This is a genomic window from Neobacillus citreus, from assembly GCF_018343545.2.
GTDB classification, from domain to species: Bacteria; Bacillota; Bacilli; order Bacillales; family Cytobacillaceae; genus Neobacillus; species Neobacillus citreus.
In genome coordinates, this window is sequence record NZ_JAGYPE020000051.1 from 18723 (window position 1) to 40642 (window position 21920).

19 protein-coding genes are annotated in these 21920 nt (G+C 41.3%); 4 read left to right on the forward strand and 15 right to left on the reverse strand.

The features are described 5' to 3' along the window. The first annotated feature begins 169 nt into the window (after positions 1-169). The 3 genes from KHB02_RS22035 to KHB02_RS22045 all read left to right on the forward strand — a co-directional run bounded on the left by KHB02_RS22035 (position 170) and on the right by KHB02_RS22045 (position 1209). Positions 170-559: a hypothetical protein gene (locus KHB02_RS22035; RefSeq protein WP_213143936.1), complete on the forward strand. Its 390-nt coding sequence runs from the start codon at positions 170-172 to the stop codon at positions 557-559. Between the two features lie 203 nt (positions 560-762). Next, positions 763-945 (forward strand): hypothetical protein, encoded by a 183-nt coding sequence (locus KHB02_RS22040; protein ID WP_213143935.1) that lies wholly within the window; start codon positions 763-765, stop codon positions 943-945. Positions 946-948: 3 nt separating this feature from the next. Then, on the forward strand, positions 949-1209 hold the full coding sequence (locus tag KHB02_RS22045) for a hypothetical protein (protein ID WP_213143934.1): 261 nt from the start codon (positions 949-951) through the stop codon (positions 1207-1209). 83 nt (positions 1210-1292) lie between these two features. Here the strand turns inward: KHB02_RS22045 and KHB02_RS22050 are convergent, their stop codons facing one another. Then, a complete protein-coding gene (locus KHB02_RS22050) occupies positions 1293-2015 on the reverse strand; it encodes a calponin homology domain-containing protein (protein ID WP_213143933.1) in 723 nt (240 codons plus the stop codon). 12 nt (positions 2016-2027) lie between these two features. Next, positions 2028-5957, reverse strand: a complete 3930-nt coding sequence (locus KHB02_RS22055; RefSeq protein ID WP_213143932.1) for a PAS domain S-box protein — start codon at positions 5955-5957, stop codon at positions 2028-2030. Positions 5958-6258: 301 nt separating this feature from the next. Between KHB02_RS22055 and KHB02_RS22060 the strand changes: the two genes are divergently transcribed. Further along, the gene (locus tag KHB02_RS22060; protein ID WP_241114014.1) at positions 6259-6972 is read left to right on the forward strand and encodes a DUF421 domain-containing protein; all 714 of its coding nucleotides are present in this window, start codon (positions 6259-6261) and stop codon (positions 6970-6972) included. A 66-nt stretch (positions 6973-7038) separates the two neighbouring features. Here KHB02_RS22060 and KHB02_RS22065 read toward each other — a convergent pair whose 3' ends face one another. The 13 genes from KHB02_RS22065 to KHB02_RS22125 form a co-directional block, all read right to left on the reverse strand. Next, a complete protein-coding gene (locus KHB02_RS22065; protein WP_241114015.1) occupies positions 7039-7302 on the reverse strand; it encodes a hypothetical protein in 264 nt (87 codons plus the stop codon). Positions 7303-7305: 3 nt separating this feature from the next. After that, positions 7306-8466, reverse strand: a complete 1161-nt coding sequence (locus KHB02_RS22070) for a Ger(x)C family spore germination protein (protein WP_213143931.1) — start codon at positions 8464-8466, stop codon at positions 7306-7308. Next, on the reverse strand, positions 8463-9923 hold the full coding sequence (locus tag KHB02_RS22075; RefSeq protein WP_213143930.1) for a spore germination protein: 1461 nt from the start codon (positions 9921-9923) through the stop codon (positions 8463-8465). Before KHB02_RS22075 ends, KHB02_RS22070 begins: the two co-directional genes overlap by 4 nt. Further along, positions 9889-11016 carry a GerAB/ArcD/ProY family transporter gene (locus KHB02_RS22080; protein WP_213143929.1) on the reverse strand — a complete coding sequence of 376 codons (1128 nt, stop codon included), beginning with the start codon at positions 11014-11016 and terminating at the stop codon, positions 9889-9891. The genes KHB02_RS22075 and KHB02_RS22080 overlap by 35 nt, the downstream gene beginning before the upstream one ends. A gap of 313 nt (positions 11017-11329) precedes the next feature. Continuing rightward, positions 11330-11629: a hypothetical protein gene (locus KHB02_RS22085; protein WP_213143928.1), complete on the reverse strand. Its 300-nt coding sequence runs from the start codon at positions 11627-11629 to the stop codon at positions 11330-11332. Positions 11630-11835: 206 nt separating this feature from the next. Then, complete coding sequence (locus KHB02_RS22090) at positions 11836-12342, reverse strand: DUF456 domain-containing protein (RefSeq protein ID WP_213143927.1); 507 nt, start codon at positions 12340-12342, stop codon at positions 11836-11838. Between the two features lie 22 nt (positions 12343-12364). Next, a complete protein-coding gene (locus KHB02_RS22095) occupies positions 12365-12751 on the reverse strand; it encodes an MmcQ/YjbR family DNA-binding protein (protein ID WP_213143926.1) in 387 nt (128 codons plus the stop codon). 183 nt (positions 12752-12934) lie between these two features. Then, the gene (locus KHB02_RS22100; protein WP_213143925.1) at positions 12935-14188 is read right to left on the reverse strand and encodes a nickel pincer cofactor-dependent isomerase, group 22; all 1254 of its coding nucleotides are present in this window, start codon (positions 14186-14188) and stop codon (positions 12935-12937) included. A gap of 107 nt (positions 14189-14295) precedes the next feature. Continuing rightward, positions 14296-15303, reverse strand: coding sequence for a 4-hydroxythreonine-4-phosphate dehydrogenase PdxA (pdxA, locus tag KHB02_RS22105; RefSeq protein ID WP_213143924.1), 1008 nt, complete (start codon positions 15301-15303; stop codon positions 14296-14298). Between the two features lie 126 nt (positions 15304-15429). Further along, positions 15430-16785, reverse strand: coding sequence for a four-carbon acid sugar kinase family protein (locus KHB02_RS22110; RefSeq protein WP_241114016.1), 1356 nt, complete (start codon positions 16783-16785; stop codon positions 15430-15432). A 284-nt stretch (positions 16786-17069) separates the two neighbouring features. Next, positions 17070-18845 carry a PrpR N-terminal domain-containing protein gene (locus KHB02_RS22115; RefSeq protein ID WP_213143923.1) on the reverse strand — a complete coding sequence of 592 codons (1776 nt, stop codon included), beginning with the start codon at positions 18843-18845 and terminating at the stop codon, positions 17070-17072. A 43-nt stretch (positions 18846-18888) separates the two neighbouring features. Continuing rightward, complete coding sequence (gene larE / locus KHB02_RS22120; RefSeq protein ID WP_213143922.1) at positions 18889-19710, reverse strand: ATP-dependent sacrificial sulfur transferase LarE; 822 nt, start codon at positions 19708-19710, stop codon at positions 18889-18891. A 329-nt stretch (positions 19711-20039) separates the two neighbouring features. Further along, on the reverse strand, positions 20040-21374 hold the full coding sequence (locus tag KHB02_RS22125; RefSeq protein ID WP_213143921.1) for a gluconate:H+ symporter: 1335 nt from the start codon (positions 21372-21374) through the stop codon (positions 20040-20042). Between the last annotated feature and the right edge of the window lie 546 nt (positions 21375-21920).

Below are 21920 nucleotides of genomic sequence, written 5' to 3' on the forward strand. Positions count from 1 at the left end.
AGGACCCGCTGATATGGACAGTAACAGCCAAAAATTGCCGTGAAATCTCCCCAATCCTTTCCCAACCACTCGAGCCAGACCACTGAATAACCGCTCCAACAAAGTCATATAGTTAGAAGTAGGCAGTATTTGGGCGAGCCTTTTAAATTCGTAACAAAGGGGGGAGTTTATGTTCAAGTTTTTTTCTCGGAAGAAGAAGCAGACGAAAAGCGATGACGGAATAAACTCCCTTCTTTTAGATAAGCTGGACCGGATGATTGAGCTCCTTGAAAAGCAGCAGCAGGAACCAAACGGAAAGAGCATCCATATCGATAAAGTACAAATCGATTATCTGGAGAACATCACCTTTCAATTAGATAACATCGAAATTGATGAGCTAAGCGGGAAGCTGCTGATTGGCACGAATATTACCAGCTCTGATGATTTCGCCGCTTCGATTATCCAAAAGATTGACAAGCAGGAGCTAAAACAAGAGGCCATGTCTGAAGAAGAGGCCGCGCCCTCAAACGAAAACATTACCAAAACCTCTAAAGGCTTCCGTTTCCGCAATGGCGGCTAAAGGCAGGTTCCCCACTTCCCCCACGAAAATCTCGGCCTGCAGGTTATTCGTTTTGACGGTTATACTTCCATTAAATTTGAATTCAAATGAACAGTGCATGTATGGGTGAATTTCGCCCAACCCCCGGAAAAGTTGTGTCATTCGCCCACGCCCTGAATATGATAACGAAAAAAGAAATGGGCTGAATTCGGATGAAACTTTCGTTGGGAAAGATCAACATTACCAATATCAGCGATACATCGGGGGTGTTCTTTGGAAAAAAGAATACCCATAAACAGTTTCGCAGCGACACGACGATAAACGAAGTAATCGGGACTTTATCAGGAAATGAGAACACACTAACTCACGGCTATTGGATCAAAACCAAAGGCAGGAAGGATGAGTAATCCGTGGCATCCCCCATTTTATCGCCGACCTTTCATATCGGTAACATCAAGATTGGCAGCATTCAGGCCGCCTCCGTGTTCAGTATCGGCAACAACTTCATCGAGGATTTTAAAAGCAATAAAAAACACAATCAGGGCCTAGGCAACATTCACGGCGACCGCAACAACTTTGCCCATACGAGTGCAGGGCTGACCAATTATGAGGAAGACTCGAAGGCTAAAGCAGAGCCTGAACAGCCGGGCGCACAAACAAAAGGCCCTTAATGGATAAGGGCCTTTTTATTATATATTTTCCCGGCAAAATTCGGCTTGTTATCGTGTTCGAACATGACCCCATCAAAATACCATTACTCTATCGCATCAATTTCTACCAAATCCCAAGAGGTGACAATGGCGAGCGGTTTTTGCTGCTGCTCTCCGGTTTCCGTAATGATGACGGCCTCAAGCTTTTGATTTTTCAAGTGATATTGTTCAAAAATCTCTTCTACCTCGAAGATATCAATATCTTTGCCAACAAACTCGACACGGCGATTTCTTTTTTCAGAAAACAGCTCTTTTACTTCTACTTCGTCTATCACGATACTGTTGCCGGTTAGATGATTGGCAAACCAACCGATGATTTCCTCCGCCGTTAACAGCCACTTAAAACCGGTCTCATCATAAATAGGAAAAAGCGAAACGGATTTCTTTTGGATGACGGTTAAGATATCCTTCAGTTTTGCATTTTCATAATAGTAGAATACTGGTTTAGAAGCGATCGAATATGCCGCCTTTGGCTCTACGAGCAACTCGGCAATCAGTTCGATTTTATCGACGACAGTCTCATGCGGCTCCGCTATATAAAACCCTAATTCCACCTTGTCATGGACAATGGAGTTCCGGAGGCGGGCAAACATTTTCAAGTCATGGTAGTACTTTCGAATAATCGAGTGGCGCGGAAACCCTGACCGAAGCAAGTCGGTAAACTTATCGGATCGTTCCTCCACTATATTCCGCTGCAGCCAGGCATGTATTTGGTTAAAGGCCACTTCGAATCGTTCTGATAGTTTTTGATTTTGCAATGTTGTCATACGCGTTATCTCCTATAACGGCAGCCTTACCTGCGCGGTGGTGCCGCAGTTTCCTTTACTTTGGAAGGTGATCGTTCCGTTGTGCTGTTTGATGATTCTAAAGCAGATCATCAGGCCGAGGCCTGTCCCCTTTTCCTTGTTGCTGTAAAAAGGCTCACCAAGTCTTTTGATACGCTCCTCACTGATTCCAATTCCGTTATCGATGACCTGAAGCAGCAGCTGGTCACACTCAACCCCTACCGTGATTTTAATGAGACCTTTTCGTTTGGTATCCAGCGCATCCATACTATTTTTGCAGAGATTCAACAGCACCTGTTTGATTTGGTTGGTATCGCACATAATCGCTGGGAGATCTGGCTCTATTTCCAGCAGAATTTCCACATCCTTCAGGTGCGCCTCCGATTTGATTAAGGTCTCCACCTCTTTTAACAAAACTGGAATATTCACTTGCTTCAGCTGGATTTCTTGTGGCCTTGCCAGGGAAAGAAACTCCTTAATAATGTCCTCCACCCGGTCGAACTCGCCAAGTACCACATCAAAGTATTCGTCCCTGATGATGCCCTGCTGGAATAGCTGAATAAATCCTTTAATCGATGTCATCGGATTTCTGATTTCATGGGCAACACCGGCCGCCAGCTCGCCCACCAATGATAATTTTTCCGATTTCGATAGCAGCTCCTCTGCTCTTCTTTTCTCCGTAATATCATTGCTGGCCACCATGATATGTTCCACTTCGCCATTTTCACCAATAACTGGCGTACCGGTACATTCCAGCAGCCTCCAATCCCCATTCGCATGTAACAAGCGCAGCTCCACTTTACAAGGTGTTTTCGTCTCCAACACCTCGACGAATGTCTTCTTCATAAGGGGAGCATCTTCCGGATGAGTCAGGTGTTCATTGTTGTGTCCTATGAAAAATTCGGGTGTGTAGCCAAGAACGGTTTGATGGGACGGAGTGGCGTAGACGCAGGTTCCATCCTGATTGAATAAAGTAATCAAATCGGTCATGTTTTCCGTAATCAACCGGTACTTATTTTCACTATCATGCAAGGCTTTTTCCACTTTTCTTCTTTCCGTAATATCCACACACGAAGCGATGACCTCGACCACTTCGCCGCCCCGCTTTATCGGACTTAACGCCGCCAGATAGGTGACCCCATTGACTTCCCCTTCGTAGGAAACATGTTCTTCCCCGTCCCAAGCCCTTTGATAATAAACTTCCTTGTCTTCCGCATACTCCTTAGGTAAAAACTCTGCTAAACTCTTTCCTACCACAAGACTAGGGATAAGGCCAAGCCGATACAGCAACTCCCCATCACACAGGGTATGAATGAAACGACCATTAATTTTTTTATACTTAAAGGTCATCCCTTGTTGGAGGCGGATGGTTTCATTTAATTCTTTCCTCGCAATCCGGACAAATTCTTCCGCCCACTTGCGTTCGTTGACGTCCTGCGATAAGCCGAATTCCTTCACCATCTGCTGAATGTCAAACCAATTGTTTTCAACTTCTTCAGCCGGTACAGGTTTTGTAAAAAAGTAACCCTGCCCTTCATCACAAAGGTGCTGCTGCAGGAACAATAGCTGTTCCTTTGTCTCGATTCCTTCCGCCACCACACTTAAATTTAAATTATGCGCCATCGATATGATGGTTTTCACAATCGTCTCGTCATTAGGGTTTTTGTGCAGGCTCTGAACAAATGCCTGATCAATTTTTAATGTATCTACCGGGAATTTTTGCAGGTAATTTAACGAACTAAATCCCTTTCCAAAATCATCGATACTAATCCGTACACCAAGCTTTTTTAGCTTCTGTAACGTATAAATAGTCCGTTCAATGCTGGCCGTCATGCTTTCCGTGATCTCAAGCTCTAAAAATCGAGGCTCTAACTCCGTCTCGTACAAGACGATTGCAACGGTTTCATGCAAATTGGATTGCGTAAACTGACGGGCCGAGAGATTGACTGAGACCGTGGTGGAAAAACCTTTGCGCTGCCAGTCCTTGCATTGCTTGCAGGCGGTATATAAGGCCCACTCGCCAATCGGAGTGATCAACCCAGTTTCTTCCGCAATCGGGATAAAGGTACCGGGAGCAATCATCCCGAATTCCGAATGGTTCCAGCGGATTAACGCCTCCACCCCGGTTATTTTCCCTGTTTTTAAATTAACCTTTGGCTGGTAATGAAGAAGCAGCTCTTCTTTTTCCAGCGCCTTATGGAGGTCCATCTCGATTTTTAATGGATTCATGTTGGATTTACGTTCTTTTTGGGAATAAAATTTAAAATTATTTTTTCCGTCATTCTTGGCATGGTACATGGCGAAATCGGCCTTTTTGATGAGGATTTCCACGTTTTCGCCATCCTCCGGGTACATGCTGATTCCAATGCTCGGAGATGTAAAAATATCATAGTTTTCGATTTGGAAAGGCTCACTCAGAATATCGAGTATTCTTCTCGATACGATGGAAGCGACATCGCGATCGGCATTTTTTAATATAATGATAAATTCGTCCCCACCCTGTCTGAAAACAATGTCTTTATCATAGAGGGAAGATTTCATCCGTTCGGCTACTTCCTTTAACAATTGATCTCCTGTTGTATGACCAAGTGTATCGTTGATCAGTTTGAAGCGATCAAGGTCTAAAAAGAGAATAGCTACCTGCTGGCTTCGATTTTGGGCAAGAGCCAATTCCTTCGAAAGGGTAGTATTTAACTTATTTCGATTGGGCAGGCCAGTTAAATAATCATGGTAGGCCATATGCTCATTGGTTTCTTCAATTTTCACCTGTTTCGTAATGTCCTGTGCAATGCCAAAGACGCCATTAATTTGTCCGTTTACGATTAACGGAACAATCGTCACGTTTAAATGGATAATGGAACCCTTTCGATTCTTGATTGACGTTCGGAAATTTTGCGGTGTGCCCTTTTTACATTGCTCAAAATGATAGATGGTATCTGGCAGTTTTTCCGGAACAATAAACGAGTGAAAAGAGACCGGCTTAAGTAATTCTTCTTTTCGATCGCCCGTAAGTTGTTCACACACGGAATTACAGCTTGTAAAATATCCATGTAAATCAAAAGAGTAGACACAGTTAGCATTATGTTCAAACAGCGATTTGTAACGCAGGTTATTGCCTTCTAATTCCTCCTGCAGTTTTTTATGTTTGGTAATGTCTTTGACAATACAATACACACCGACCATTTTGTCATCAATCATAATCGGAATGGTGGTTGTACTAGTGAAGAGAATGTCTCCGCTTTTATGGACGATTCTTAATTCCATCCGCTCGGAATGCCCATTTTTGGCAAGTTTATAAGCCCGATAGGTTTTAGGCAGGTCAGCTTCATAAACCCAATCTTTAAAAAACTTACTCATCAATTCTGTTTCACTATATCCAGTTAAAGCTTCACAGCTTTTATTAACACTCGTCACTTTCCCATTCAGATCCAGGGAACACACTAAATCATGGTTGTAGTTAAAGAGTGACTTATATCTTTTTTCGTTCATGATGAGCTGTTCCTGCAATTGTAAGGACTCTCTCTTTTGCTCGGTAATGTCATAGGTCGACCCGCTAATAGCAATGACCTTTCCATTCGAGTCCAAAATCGAATGGGAGCGATTCTCGATCCATATTACCTCGCCATCCGAACGAATAATGCGATATTCCACGGTCGTCGGGCTGCCCTCCAGCTGCCGGGCGATCGCATCGTCAAGAATCCAGCGGTCGTCCTGGTAAACAGCTTTCTGCCACAGAGTTGGGTTATTCATGAAATCATCCTGTGTATAACCATAGATGGCGGCGTTTCCCTTCGAAACCCATAACGTATCCTTCGCCAAATCCCTGTACCATATCGTTAATTCCGGACTCTCAACTAATTTTCCTAACGCTTCATTCATCCCCATATGCTCATCAAAAAGGGCAGCAATCGACATGACCTTCATATGTAAAACCCCGCTCCTTCAAGACATATCCCTTAGTAGATTCCAATAAAATACATTTATTGCCAAATATTCAAAATACTCTCCTCTCATTATACTATTTCTGCCAATAAAGAGAAATGGAAGAAACATAGGAAAAAGGTCATAGCTAGGAAGGAGTGAGGCACGGGGACGGTTCTTATGCATCATTTAGACAAGAAACGCCACCGCGTTCCTGCTAGGTTTTCTCGCATATTTTTGATAGTTTTCGGTGAAAATAAAAAAAAATCTATTGCTTATAAACAATTTAGGTGGTGAGAGATTCGTGGTAGAGATTTTCGCGAGGGCAGTCGGTGCCTTTGTGGTGCTTTTTCTATTAACCAGACTAATGGGCCGGAAGCAGGTTTCACAGCTAACCTTTTTTAATTATATCACCGGCATTTCCATTGGAGCGATTGCCGGGGCGTTGTCGGTTGACCCAACCTTAAAGGTTTCCTCAGGCTTTGTCAGCCTTTTAACATGGTGCGGACTGACCTTGCTCGTGGCGTTTTTCGATGTCAAATCAAGATCCTTCCGCAAGGTTATTGAAGGGGAACCGGTCATCGTTATCAAGCAGGGGAAAATACTCGAGCATGTCTTGAAAAAACAGCGCCTCGACATGGATGAACTGCAGGTCCTGTTAAGGAATAAGGATGTTTTTTCGATCGAGGAGGTGGATTATGCGATTTTGGAGACAAATGGAGAATTGTCTGTTTTGCTGAAGGAACAAAAGCAGCCATTGAAGCGCGGGGATTTACCATTGCCGGCACAGGCAAATGGCGTGGGGGGGCCTCAAGCTGCGCAGATCCCGATTCCTATTCAGGTGATAGCGGACGGGAAAATCATTGATGAGAACCTTCAGCCATTGAACCTAAATATGGCCTGGGTCCACGAACAATTAGCCCAAGCAGGAACAGACCTGTCAGAAGTCTTTTACGCAGAACTGCAAAAGGATGGCACTTTATATATTGATAAAAATACCGACCATTTTATTCACTGAGGGTGAAGCAAGGGGACGGTTCTCGTGCATCATTGACGCACGAGAACCGTCCCCACATTCCATCTATTAAAACCATATCCTCTTATTATAATCATAGTCAGACACATCGTAATTCTCTTCATCTATTGCTGGGGAATTTTCTTCACAAGGCTCCTCCGACGGGTTGTTGACTAGTAGTTCCATTAATAGTTCCATTGCTGCATCCCCTTTCCTCTTTCTATCTCTATTATAATGGAAACGGTTACATTTTGTCCTCTGGTTTTTACTGGAAATGGCGCATGGGGACGGTTCTTGTGCCTCACTAAATTGATGCACAGGAACCGTCCCCATGCCTCAGAAATCCCCGTTGCCTCGTAGGTCATATTTATAGGCATTATAATGAAAGACTTGTACCTTAACGTTAACTTTACTTAAGGACTTCTTATCTAAATAAAAGTTCTTTGATTTTTTTAATTGTTGGTATTGTTTAGGGTGGGCCCGATACCATTTTTCCCCGGCATTTAGGACATCAATCTGGTCGTCTACCCCTTTTTTATAAAGTGCTTCAATGTTCATTTTTATATCTTTTTCAATTAATTCATGTAACTTTTTCATGGGGATATCCTCTATTTTTTCCAGTAAGTCAGCATGCGCAAAAAGCTCTATTGAAAACTTTGGTGAAGCTGTGCCCTTTTCGTATTTAATTTTCATTTTTGGCGTAGTCAGCCTGACAGCAGCTACCAGCTTTCCGTTATCCAGCACTTTTCGGTCTAATGCAACCCTGTTTTCGAGCAGCCAATTAATATAAACTGCATCATTAAAAGGAAGAACTTTGATAAATTTTTTGTGCTGAAACACAGCATATCCATTAAAAAATAAAATGGGGAAATTCTTTTTAGTCTTCCAACTATTTTTATCAATTTTGACTAAAGGCAGTTTGGCCGCCCCCATCGGTTCATAATAGTCTCTTAAAAAACGCATGAGCGTGGTGGGCCTTATTTCATCCTCGGCCAGGTCACTGCCATCTTTTTTAAAAATCACCGTATACACCGCCGGATAGTCAAATAATGCTTTTACATTAAAAACCTTTTGGATATCCTCCTCTGTCGTTACGACTCTAAGTGTTGGGCGAAGCGAACGATTTCTGCCTACTTCTTCAATGACTTCTTTCGCTTTGTGTTGGATTAAACGTTGGCTTAACACCAGCGTCTTAACGTGTCCAAAAAATAAAGGCGGTTCGGACTTTTTATATAATTTACTTACTGCCAAATTTAGTGTTTCACCAGTGGCTGATGCCACAAAAGTCGGAATCGGTTCTACAGGCCGGCCGCCCTCTGTCTTTGCTACATTGGCAAAATTCAAACCTTGAATATACGCAGTATATTCCTTCTTTTTCACATCATAATCCATACCAATTGCCACGATATAAGTTACATCTTGAATATTTTTTATTCCCGTACAGCCGGTAAAGATTAGACAACATGAGAGAACCAATACGATTTTCATTATTCTCATGACGGATTACCGCCCCTTGTTGGGTCATCTGGGCTCGTTGAGGCGGTTCTTGATTTGTATAAGCTATTAGGAAATCTTAAAAATGACTTCAATATTCCTTTTAGGCTTATAGGTGCTACCGATGCAAGGTAAGGAACCCCAAAGGAAGAAAGCGTTGAAAAATAAAATATCGTTAAAATAAAGCCGCTCACCACTCCAAATAATCCGAAAAAAGTACTAAGTAAAATAACAGAAAACCTGATAACCGTGATTCCTGTACTTAATGTTTGATTCACTAACGTAAAAGACGAAATATAGGTGATTGCAGTAATGACCAGCATAGTGGGAGATGTCAAGCCTGCCCTTATGGCTGCATCCCCTACAATTAAGCCTCCTAATACCGCTACGGTTTGCCCGATCGCCCGCGGCAAGCGTACCCCAGCTTCATTAAATAGCTCAAATAAAAAGAGAATGATCACCATTTCAATGGGCGAAGACAAAGGAAGACCGAAACGGGAGACTGCTACGGTCGCTACCAGTGTATATGGAATCTGTTCAATGTTAAAGGATGATAAGGCGATCCACAAACCGGGTAAAAAGCCAGATATCATTAACCCTATCAGTCTGATGATCCTTTCGATTGAAACATAAGCATAACTGATGTAATTGTCCTCAGGAGATTTGGTCTGTACCAGTAAACTAGTGGGGGCGACAGATACAGTAGGATTCCCGTCCACTAGCAGAGCAAATCGACCTTGATTCAATGCCTGAACAATAAAGTCCGGTCTCCCTGTATAATCCATAGTAGGAAATACAGAATACGGCCGATCCCGAACAAATGACTCAAGTTCATGAATACTCAATAAAATATCAGTTTCGATTTTATCCAGCCTTTTGTGAACCTCATCAAGGACTCTCTGATCAATGACATCTTCTAAATACATGAGAGCCACTTTTGTTTTGCTTCTTTTTCCAATGGTGTATTTTTCTAGACATAATGATGAGCTATTCAACCTTCTTCTGACAAGGGATATATTTGTCTTTATATCCTCAACAAATCCGTCCTTTGGGCCTCTTATCGAAGTCTCAAGCGCTGATTCTTCAGGGATTCGTTTTGGAAAGTCGCATGCTAGAATACTTAAAAGGACATCATCGATTTTGAATAGGACTTCTCCTTCAAAAAGCAAATCGGATAAATCTTCAATCGATTTCAAAGTCATATCTTCTGCTTGAAAAAGGGATTTAAATTTGTTTTTTAGAGGAATTTCATTATGAAAACCAAGCTTAGGCAGGATGTATTGATCTAAATAATACCCATCGATTATGCTCTCAAAATAAATCATTTCAAAGCTTTCCTGTCCTATATGATGCACTTTACATTGGAAATCCTGACTCCTCGCAAATTGATTTTTTAGCTCTTCGGCTTTTTCATCTGTACCTGTTTTATGAAATGGAGTCGAGCTGCGTGTCCTTGCCATGATGATCACCCTTTTTATTAAAAACTAATACAAGCACAACAGATAACAGGATTTGTACTAGAAAAAACACCATGCATGCCGGTAAAAAGTAATGATAAACAGCCTTATAGAAATAAAAAGTCTCGACTTTTATCATCATGAGACCGAATAAAAGGAGATACATAACGACAACAAGCTTTGGGTTCAGCCTGTAGGGTTGCTTCTTCGAAGTAAAAAATGTACAAAGCAGATACATGAATAATCCTACCCGGATTAATCCTCCACTCAGCCATTGGTATAAAGCGAAAAAGTCCAAATTAGAGATATACTCGCCGATACTTAAAATACGCCATTGCTCATAGGCAGGATAGCGAAAATTGACTGCGTCTGTTGGGCCAAACTCCATGATGGCTGCGGACAGAGGTCCCAATATTAAACCCGTTAAAATTGATAATAAAACGAACATTTGTCTAAATTTAATGGGTTCCTGGGAATATGGCTGTAATAAAATGACCACGTATATCTCGAGGAGACCGGCCAGTCCATAAATGGCCCCTTTCATAAGAGGGGCATAACCCTCGGCGAAAACCGGAAACAATAAACTAGGATCCTTATGATGAATGTTTGTAAATGCAATAAAGAACCCTAGCAGCATCACAATTGGTAATAGAAACCCGCTCGCTATCGCCATTGATTTTATCCCGCTGAGCGTGACAAGAAAACATACAGAAATTAAAATAATATTAATCATAAAAATTGGAGCATCAGCAAGAAAATAGGCACTTAACCAAATCATTAAGTCCCTTAAGGTGACATAGCAGCTTGTCAACAAAAAGAGCATCATTGGAATGAACAGGATTGTCGAGAACACCCTTCCTAAACGCTGTTTCATCAATGAAAAGAAGCCCTCATTCGGACTTTTCTTGACAATAAAGTAAATCAGCCATGTAAAGAAGATGGCAATGGGGTAAACCAAAATAACACTTAACCAACTATCCCGTCCAGCAGCAGTCAATAAATTCGGGATAAGAATCACATGGTTAAGCAATCCAGTCGAAAGAATCAGCAACATAAACAACTGTCTGGGAATCAAGATTTTTACTAAGCTCTGCATACAAATCTCCATTTTGAGGATAAGTTGGCTTTATTATCCCCGCGGCAGGAAATTATATGTAAGTGAGGCATGGGGAAGGTTCTTATGCCTCATTGTGGCAAATAGACAAAGTCACGAATCGATCTAAAAATCACACCTCTCGACAAATTCACTTATTATTCCCCAAGAAATAATCATTCTATCTACAAATATCGTAAATAACTTAGCAATAAATTACCCCGATTTCTGCAAAAAAAAAAGAGCGATGCACGGGGACGGTTCTTTTGCCTCAAAATGCAAAAAGAATCACGAGAACCGTCCCTGTGTTTCATACTCAGAGCTTCCACTCCGGAAATTCCTTCTCTTTTTGTTTTTCATACTCTCTCATTCTTGAGTATGAGTTTCCCAGTCTTTTTACAATGTACCCTTGTGGGCTTGCTGTTACTTCCTTACCCTTCAACTCTTCATATTTAATCTTTGCAAACATGTTTGCCACATTAGCTAAACTTTCAATCGTGTCCATTAATTCAGGGTTATCATTGTTATACCTCTTGGCGATGGAGTAAATATAATCAAGTCTATTTTGAATAAGCTGAAGCGTTTCAGCGTCAAACTGTTCCCGTTCATTTTTCATCACATTCCACTCCTTATCCATATCCTTATGTTTAAAAATTGATAATGGAACAAAATAAAAAATAAATAAAATTGGAATAGTTTCATAGGATGAAAATACTAATTTGCTTCCGATGAAAAAGTGGGATGTAACGGAAAGGGATTACCGACGAATTTCAAGGGACTAAAAGAAATCAGACCTTTCAAACAGCGAATAAGCCTGCTTTTTTATAAAATCACATCAAAAACAAACACGCCAATCATGATTAACTGAATAACTCCTTTTGCAACCGTTCCACTTAAAAAGGCGATTAAGGTAGCAAACGCCACTTTCGTGGATTCCGCAAATGATTTTTTTTGCAGCATTTCAACGATTAATACCAATACAAACGGGACAATAATGACGCCAAATGGCGGAATCACAAAGCTTCCTACAATCAATCCAATTGTTGCCGCCCGCATCCCCCATTTAGAACCGCCGGCCTTGTCAACAAAGTGAAGATTCGCCAAATAATCCGCCAAAAATAAAACAATTGTCAATAATGCAAGCATGGTCCACGAAATCCAAGATAGTTCATTCGAATTTATCCCAAAATGGTATAGCATAACGCCAACCCAAATAACCAAAACCGATGGGATGATTGGATATACCAGCCCTATAAAGCTGAAGATAAAACAGGCAATGATCAGAATCCATAATACGATGTCAAGAATAGAAATCACCTCTACTTTCATTACTTATTTGGCTCATCCATCTTTAGCGTTCGGCATTTGAGACTAATTTTGCCAAACTCATAGGTGCAGCTCTTAAATAACCTTCAAAAAGATATCCGAGGATTTCTTCCCAGTTTAGGTCTTGTTTGGCCTGAAAGGAGGTCCAGCCATGTTGTCCAATATAGGGTGTTTTAGAATAGCCCGGCTGCTGCAGGAGAAACTCTTGCGTAGTCGGCAATGTCTTGATTGAAATCGATACTACGCCCTCATTCTCTCCCATCATGACAAAAGGTTTATCCTTCACCCGAAACGATGTATGGCCGAAACCATCCACTTGCTCCACAACTTCAGGCAGCGCCTTGCATATTTCCCTAATCTGATTCTCCGCATCCAACCCTAGCTTGGAAGTAATTTGTCTATTATGAGCCATGAAGAAACTCCTCCTCTACAGTATACAATCATCATTTCTATTTACTGACAAAATAATCCTTTAAAAAATGAAGTTGAGTGGTGGATATTCGCTTAACTCCAGTTTCTCATAAAAAAATAAAAAACAGCTTCCCACTCTGGGAAGCCGTTTATTCTAACGATGCACAAGAACCGTCCCCATGCATCAATGCATCGGTAAGAAATATCCGTCTGCATCGAATTTCATTTCTTGGAGGTCTTCTAATACTTCAATGTTTTCTTTGTCTTTTAGTTCGTTGAAGATGACTTCTGATACGTATAGTTCGCCGATGTGGAGGGTGTTTGGAATCCGTACGATTCTTGCTTGTTCCGGTGCCACTCCCCAGGTAGCGCGCAGTGCTGCTTTCAATGCTTCTTGGTCGTTGTCCAGGACAATCGGAATACTTGCACGTGCCAAGAAGGTACTGGTGACGACATTTTCGTTCATGGTTTTGATATCGATTTTTTCAAATAAACGCTTGGTAGTTAAATCCGCTAAGCCGATTCCTAAAGCGTTGCCGTGGCTGACCTCGCTTAAATTGGAGGCAATGACATATTTGATGCTTGGCTTTTTCGGCTCTTCAACGCCCAACACCCGGATTCGGCCGATAATGTTCGTATCAAAGCCGGTCCCGCTATAGTTTTTGCCGATTTCATCCACTAGCAAAATATCCATTTCGTCGACTGGCAGGCTTGGCATTAAGGTAAAGGCTTTTTTCAATAATTCTCTTTCACGTTCTTCGATCTGGTCCGGTTCTATAGCTTCAATGATCGCCGTTTCTTCATGAGCATTTTCCACAATGCCAATTCCAAATAGAGTGTTGGACTTGGCAATTGCCACTTTCCCTACTTCAGGCATCATTTCACTGATTCCTTTAATGCCATAAGTATGTAATGCCAGGGCTTGTTTATGCTTACCCATTCCGATGGACGCCATTTTTAAGACGCCGCTTTCAATTTTATTTTTAAAATCTGTATGCGGCTTGATGCGGCCCATCACGATGATGCCATCTGCATTGTAAGCAATCTTATCAACATAAACTGGGATTCCCTCTGATGTGACGCCAACTTCCTCGACGTCCATGGAGGAACGGATCTCGCAGCCAGTGAATTCTTCGGTTACACCTAAGCTTTCCACCATCTCTTTTTGCCCTTCAGCTGTAGCGCCGCCGTGACTTCCCATTGCCGGAAAAACAAACGGAGTTGCGCCTCTCTTCCTAATTTCATCTGCCACACTTTTCACGATTAAAGGGATATTGTTAATCCCCCGGCTGCCTACGGTAATAGCAATCTCCATGCCCGGCTTGATTTTTTCATCGGCATTGACTTGCTGGAATTGCTCCGCAATCGTTCCAGGGATATCCTGTAAACTTTCGACTTGAAATTTTTGTCTTATTTTCGCCATTTTAGGAAAAGACATAGTACTACTCCCCTTTCAAAAATAAACACCTTATTCATAAAAGAATTTCACACATACAAAGGCAGCAAGAGATCGGATAATGACCTCTTGCTTCAATTTCATCATAATTATATTGCCAAGTTCTCAGGAGCCAATTCAATCGCCATGCGAATCGCTTCTTTTAATGATTGCTCATCCGCAATATTTTTTCCAGCGATATCAAAAGCAGTTCCGTGGTCAACGCTGGTACGGATTGTTGGCAGACCAACCGTAATGTTCACGCCAGCTTCAAGGCCCAATACTTTAATTGGTCCATGGCCTTGATCATGATATTGTGCCACGACAATATCAAAATCACCGCGTCTTGCTCTGAAGAATAATGTATCAGCAGGAAGCGGACCTTGTACATTAATGCCTTCTGCTTGAGCTTTTTCTATAGCTGGAACAATTTTCTCTTCTTCTTCACCATGTCCAAACAAGCCATTTTCGCCTGCATGCGGGTTGATGCCGCAGACTGCAATTCTTGGTGACTTGATCCCTGCTTTTTGCAGTGTATCATGCGCAAGCTTGATTACTGTATATTGGCGCTCAGCATTAATTTTATGAATGGCGTCAAGAAGTCCGATGTGGGTAGTCACATGGATTACTCGTAGGTTTGGTGCAGAAAGCATCATCGCGAAATCTTTTGTGCCTGTTAATTCTGCCAAAATTTCAGTGTGGCCAGGATACATATGACCTGCTTTGTGCAGCGCTTCTTTGTTTAAAGGAGCGGTACAAATGCCGTGAATTCTTTGTTCATTCGCAAAAGAAATGGACTTTTCCAAATAGCGGAATGCTGCATTTCCTGCATCTGAAGAAACTTGGCCCCAAGGCAGGTCTTCGGAAACTAAATCTAAATCGATAATATCAATAGTTCCGTATTCATACTTAGCTTCTTCAGGATTTGCAATGCTGTTTAATTGAAGATCAACATTCGTAACACCTAAAGCTCTTTTTAAAATTTTCAAATCGCCGACTACAAAGGGACGGCAATTTTCGTAGACGTTTTTGTCATTCAAGGACTTCACAATAATTTCAGGTCCTACACCTGAAGGGTCTCCCATTGTAATTGCAATAACTGGTTTATTTGCTGCCATCTTCGTTTCCTCCCGTTATAACATCTTATTACGCCAAGCATATGTTGAATAACACATCAATGGTGCATTACGACATATGCTTGGCGGTTGTCCTATTTAACACTATTTCTTCAGCTCATCTAAAAATTAGCTGCATACATACGGAGTGCCAGTATGACGCCAATCGCGGTCTTTAACATGAGCATTTACATCCGTAATGGTTTGTAAAGCATTGGCGAGGGCTTGGTCCGTTCCAAAGGCACCCGCTTTTGTCACAAGCGGCAAACCGTCAAAGAAGCCGCCGAACAATTTCCCGTACGGAATCCCGGCCTCCACTTCACCAATGACGCGAATTCCTTCGCCATTCAATACCTTACAGGTGGCTCCAGCAATATCCCCGCCTGTTAAAATCGCCCCACAGATAAACTTGCTATCAATTAATTGGCCGGCGATCACGCCCATTGATTCGGCAATGGTATAACCTACATCAAAATTCGATATTCCTAGTTTCTGTTGCAGACCCTTCACTCGATTGATGGTCTCGCGCTCACGATTGGTCGTGACCACTAAATCGCCCTTATCCAGCAATGCCTGACCAGCCTTCACAACCCGTTCAATTTCACGTTTTCTCCTGTCTTCATAAAAGAATTCTTCCGGAGAAATGACAATTTCTTCGACATGATATTTGTCTTTCAGAACTTGAATTTGCCGGTCAATGACAGGATTCACACTACCCGCTACGACCAACACCGGAAGCCGGTCATCCGACTGTTGATGACGCAATACCTCTTCGCGCTTGCCTGTGTTGAAAAGATGATAAGCAATTCCGGCTGAACCTACCCAAAGGAAATTCTCTTCTAAAATTTCCGCCGCTTCGACAATCATTTTTAAATCTTCATCAGTCGTTGCATCGACGACGATAATTTTTGAGCTATCACCCGAGGATAGATCTTTTATTTTTTCTGATAGATGACTTTTACCTTTTTGCACATCCGAAATGGAAATGAAGGTGACTTCCCGCTTACTTTGCTCCTGCAACAATTTAGGCAAGTAGCTTTCTGTTACTGGGCAGACAGGATCCTGAGCAATAGGCGTTTCCTCTAAAAGAACACCATTCACATAATGATACCCATTCGTGGTCACTCGATTGCTTTTCGGAAAAGCCGGAACCACAAACGAGGTTTTTAACTTATATGCATCCATGACGGCATCAATCTCTGGGCCAATATTTCCCCTCATGGTAGAATCAATCTTCTTGAAAACTTTTGAAACAGACAATTTATTCAATTGTGCCGCTAGATTAAACACTGCTTCATAAGCCTTTTCTGCGCTTAAGGCACGGCTATCTGAATTTAAGACAATCACATCTGCACTTAAATGTGCTGGCTGTAATTGTGTCTCAGCAAATAGCACTGTCGTGTTTAACCCTTGTTTGGCAAATTGAACACCCGTATCATTGGCACCTGTTAAATCATCTGCTATTACCGCAAGTTTCACCTGCATCCCGACCCCCTTCTATGCTATTTCTAGTTTGTCTTGTATCGAGTTTTATTATTTTTCATCGGTTTTAAATCGCCTATTCACATTGGCATGATAAGCTCTGCAACAAACCAATTGATTTATTATAAAGTTTTTAGATGCTGTTTTATTTTTCACCTAAAAACGCTTTCAGTAATATTAATATTAAAACAAAATGTTGCATTTGGCAATATATCTAGAAAAAATATCACAAAAAAATTCATTTTGTTGCTTTTTGCATCATTTTTGTCATAAAAAAACGCAAGCTATTATTTTAGCTTGCGCCACAGCGTAGAACGGTTAATGCCTAGACGTTTGGCTGCTTTCGATTGGTTTAAGCCTTCTTCCTCAAGGACTTTGGTGATAACTTGTTTTTCGATTTCTTCTAGTGTGCCGTTTAAATCAATAGAAGTTAAGGCCTCAGCCCTTTTCTCAGGCTGCTCGCATTGCGCTAAAACCGCCGCCACATCTTCCATCTCAATATAATAAGAACTTGTCTGTTTAAACAATTGCTCGATGACTTGTTTGAGCTGTTCTACATTGCTCGGCCAATCATAGCTGACAAGTTTCGCCAAAGCGTCAGGCCGAATCCCAACGACCCCATTGCCGTATTTGGGATGAAGATCAGAAATAAAGACATGAATTAAATCCTCAATATCTTCCCTGCGTTCCCGGAGCGGCGGGATGTAAATTTTTTGCTGCCCTAAGGTTTGGTACAGTTCACGATCAAAAATGCCGCTCTTGACCTTTTCTTCCATATTGTCCTCGGAAGACACCAGCCACTTTATCTTTTTGTGATGATCATTCTGGACGATGTGATATAACTCCTTTTGTATATCAGCGCTTAAATGATCAATGTTTTTTACATAAATGACGCCATTAGCGTGTTTTTGAAAAAAGTCTTCGACCATGAAATCCTTCAGCTGCCCTGCCCTTAATAAATCACTTTGCAACACAATAAAGGGGTCATATAGGTTATTTCTTTTCACATAAATCGCGTGGGCCGCTAATTCTTTTCCATTTCCCTTTTCTCCGGAAATCCACACAGCTTCGTCACTTACACTGTATTGATCAATCTGTTTTAACACTTTCTGAATCGATTCACTTTTTCCAGAAAGAGAGACATACGAAGTGGATGTACGGAATTCGATAGCATTTTTCGCTTCTCTCTCCCCAACCTGTACAACGGATTGGTTCGAAAGATTTTTTTCGAAAAATAAAGCAATCGCACCGTCTTGAGGACAAGCAGCAATATTCCAGATTGACTGATTGATGTGAACGGCTCTTGTTTGCTTTTCCTTTGTAAACGCTGTTTCTTGAATCAGCTTTTTTATATCGTTGGAATTTTCAACAATCATCCAATGAAATTCGTGATTAAAACGTTCATTCCCATATACAAGTTTCTCTTCTTTATTAAAAACACCGATTGGTTGTTCGTTACAATCGAGAATGGATTGAAATAACGAAACATCCTGCTGCAGCTGCGAGAAGATACGATAGGATCTTTTCGCTTCCTCCAATGCATCCATAATCGCTTCCTTACCTGAAGTGATCAGAACGCCTGTTAGCCCCAATTGCTTGGCTGTCTGAACCGTGACCACGTCTCCGATAATCACTTCATAGCCATGCTTTTTTAAATTCGTTAAGATTTCTTTAACTTCGGTATCTTTTGTAATGGTTAAAGTTTTAATATCCAAATCAAGAATCTTGCAGATTGTCCCTGCACCTTGCGTAATATTCGAGAAGCCAACGATTGCCGCTTTACGCGAAAATCCCTTTACGAGGGTGATGATGCGTAATACATCATAACCGGACACTTGAATATCTATTACCGGTATGGATACCGCTTCCTGAATCAAGGACGCTGTACCGCCGCGGCTGATGATAACATGATAGCCATTATTTTCGGCTTCCTTGGCAATGGCCACACCTTCATAAAGATTCCCTAACTCGATATCGAATTGAAAATCCTCCACCTCTTGTTGGATATCTTTCATCATTTCATATAGTCCCTCATAAGGAACAATAACCAATGCTTTAATCATTTTCCCCTCACCTACTAAACATCCTCTATTCTTCTATTTTCCATTAGGACTCAGCTTTAGTAAAGCTTGGTGTTAACACTTTATTCATGCTCCCGCTCATATAGCCTTGAAGATCAAGGGTGACATATTTATAGCCGAAGCGCTGCAGGTTTTCTTGAATCTCTTGATGGTTTGCTAACACTAACTGCAAATCTTGAGGCTCCACTTCAATCCGAGCAATCTCGTCATGTGTCCTAACGCGCACCTGCCGGATACCTAGTAATTTTAGATATGCTTCAGACTTTTCTACCTTTGTTAATTTTTCCTGCGTGATCCTTTCACCGTAAGCAATGCGGGAGGATAAACAGGCCAACGATGGTTTTTCCCAGGTAGGCAGATTTAATTGCTTGGAAAGCTCACGAATTTCTTCTTTAAAAAGATTTGCCTCCTGTAGCGGCCCGCGGACACCATGCTCTCTCGCTGCGCGGACGCCGGGACGATGTTCACTCATATCATCAGCAATTAAGCCATAGACCACGTTTTGGAATCCTTTCTCGCGCATGATGGGAACAATTTCTTCGAACAGTCCGTTTTTGCAAAAATAACAGCGGTTCCGGTCATTTTCCGCGTAGCCCGGAATACTCAGTTCAGAGGTTTCAATCACTTGGTGTGTGGCACCAATCAGCTTAGCGAGCTTTTTCGCTTCTTCCAATTCACTGGATGGATATGTTTCAGAATCAGCCGTCACAGCCAAAACGTTTTCCACTCCTAAAACATCAACCGCCACTTTTAATAAAAACGTACTGTCGACACCTCCGGAAAAAGCAACAACCACATTGCCCATCTCTTTTAAGATATCTTTCAAACGCTCGTATTTCTCGTTCATACAGATTTCCACCTATCTATATTTTTATATCTATTTTATTGATGCATAACAAACCATTTTTTAAAAACGTTCTGTTCCTTTGCATTTTGCAACACATTTTAATTATAAGCGAATTTCTCCTAAAGTAAAAGTAATTACTAAAGCGATTTCAAGAATATATTTTTTAAATGAAAACTCGCCGATTGGCGAGTCCGATAGGACGAAGACAGAGGCGCTAGTTGAATTTATGCGTTAGGGAATTATAAATTTTGAAAAAAATTTATAATTTCCTATTAGCCAAAAAAAGAGCCATTTTATAGAATCTCTATAAAATGGCCCCCTTTTGTTTTTTACAAGAACATATCTAATATTAAGGTAAATACTAATCCGGATACAGCCACAATAGTGGAAAGTACGGTATAGGTTCCGAATGCTTCTTTCAAAGTCATGCCCATAGATTCTTTAACCATCCAGAATCCCGCGTCGTTAACGTGTGATGCCATGGCACTACCAGCACCAGTTGCAAGTGCAACTAATTCCAAGTTAACATTCGGCATAGTTGCAAGTAACGGAAGAACCAAGCCAGGAGTTGTTAAGGTTGCAACAGTTCCGGATCCTAGGCAGACACGTAGTAATGCTGCGACAATCCAGGCAAACAGAACTGGTGACATATGGGATCCTTCGAATAATTTAGCAACATAGTCACCAACGCCGCCATCAACAATAACCTGCTTTAAGGCACCGCCGCCGCCGATGATTAATAGCAGCATACCTAGAGCATTTACAGCGGAACCGCAAGAATCCATCAACTTGCTCATTGGAATTTTTCTTGCTATGCCCATTGTGTAAACAGCGAACAGAACGGAAAGAATCATAGCGGTGTCAGAGTTCGTGATAAAGCGAATAACGGTGATGAACGCATTTTCTTTTAATCCCATAATATCGACAATCGCACCAATCGCCATTAAGATAACAGGGAATAAGGCAGTGAAAACGCTGATTCCAAAACCAGGTGTTTCTTCTAATTTAAATGATTTCGCCACACCAAAGGACGAACTGACTTCTCTATTGAATGCAGATGGAACAATTTTTTGAGCCAATTTTGGATACCAAATACCTGCAATAATAACAGTTGGGATCGCAACAATGATTCCGTACAGTAACATTAGACCAACATTTGCATGATATTCAGCAGCAACAGCAATTGGGCCTGGATGCGGCGGCAAGAAAGCATGTGCAGCCAACGCAGCCGTTACCATCGGAAGACCTAATTTGACAACCGAAACTTTTGCTTCTTTTGCGATTGAGAAGATAATCGGAATTAATAATACAATGGTAACCTCAAGGAATAGGGCAATTCCGCATATGAATGAAGCGATTAGAACAGCCCATTGAATTCGTTTTTCACCAAATTTGTCAATTAACGTTGAGGCGATACGATGCGCACCACCAGCGTCAGCGATTAATCGGCCAAGCATGGCGCCAAGACCAAAAATGATACCGATATGTCCAAGCGTTCCGCCTAAACCGGTTTCAATTGAATGAACAACATCTTTCACTGGAATGCCCAGTAAAAGCGCGACGATAAAAGACACAATGATTAAGGATACAAATGTGTTCAATTTGAATCGCATAATTAAAAGAAGTAATAATAGTACCCCGATAGCAATTATGACTAAAGGCATAATGTCATCCCCCATGTAGTATTTTTTTATTTTTTATGCTGCAACTTTTCATTTTACACATGATGCTTTTAGAATTGTCATGCCTTCAACGTTTCTGTACTTTCACCGAATTCTCTTATCACACATGCAAGTGCTTACAAATAAGAAGAAAAAATAAAGACTTGTTAGAGTCGTTTGTGAAAGCCTTTTTTAAACTTTGGTGCATTTTACCTAAATCATGGTAAATAGATAATATTTGCAACACATGTATCCACTCAATGTTTCGGACAATACCAAAATTAAAATAACGTTGGTATTTGCATCACATTGGGAACGTTATCATTTTATACTGTAACGAATAATCTTGTCAATAGGATAAAATAGATTGATTTTGTTTATTTTTTCAACAGTCACCACACAAGAATGGAAAAATATCAACTTTCACTTGCAACACCTTAATAAACTACGCATTGTGGCCTTGGACAACGTGGTTTACATTCTATTTTTCCCATTCCGTTTTGATTATTCTCTCTTAAAAGAAAAATAGTTTTTCAAAAAAAAAAAAAA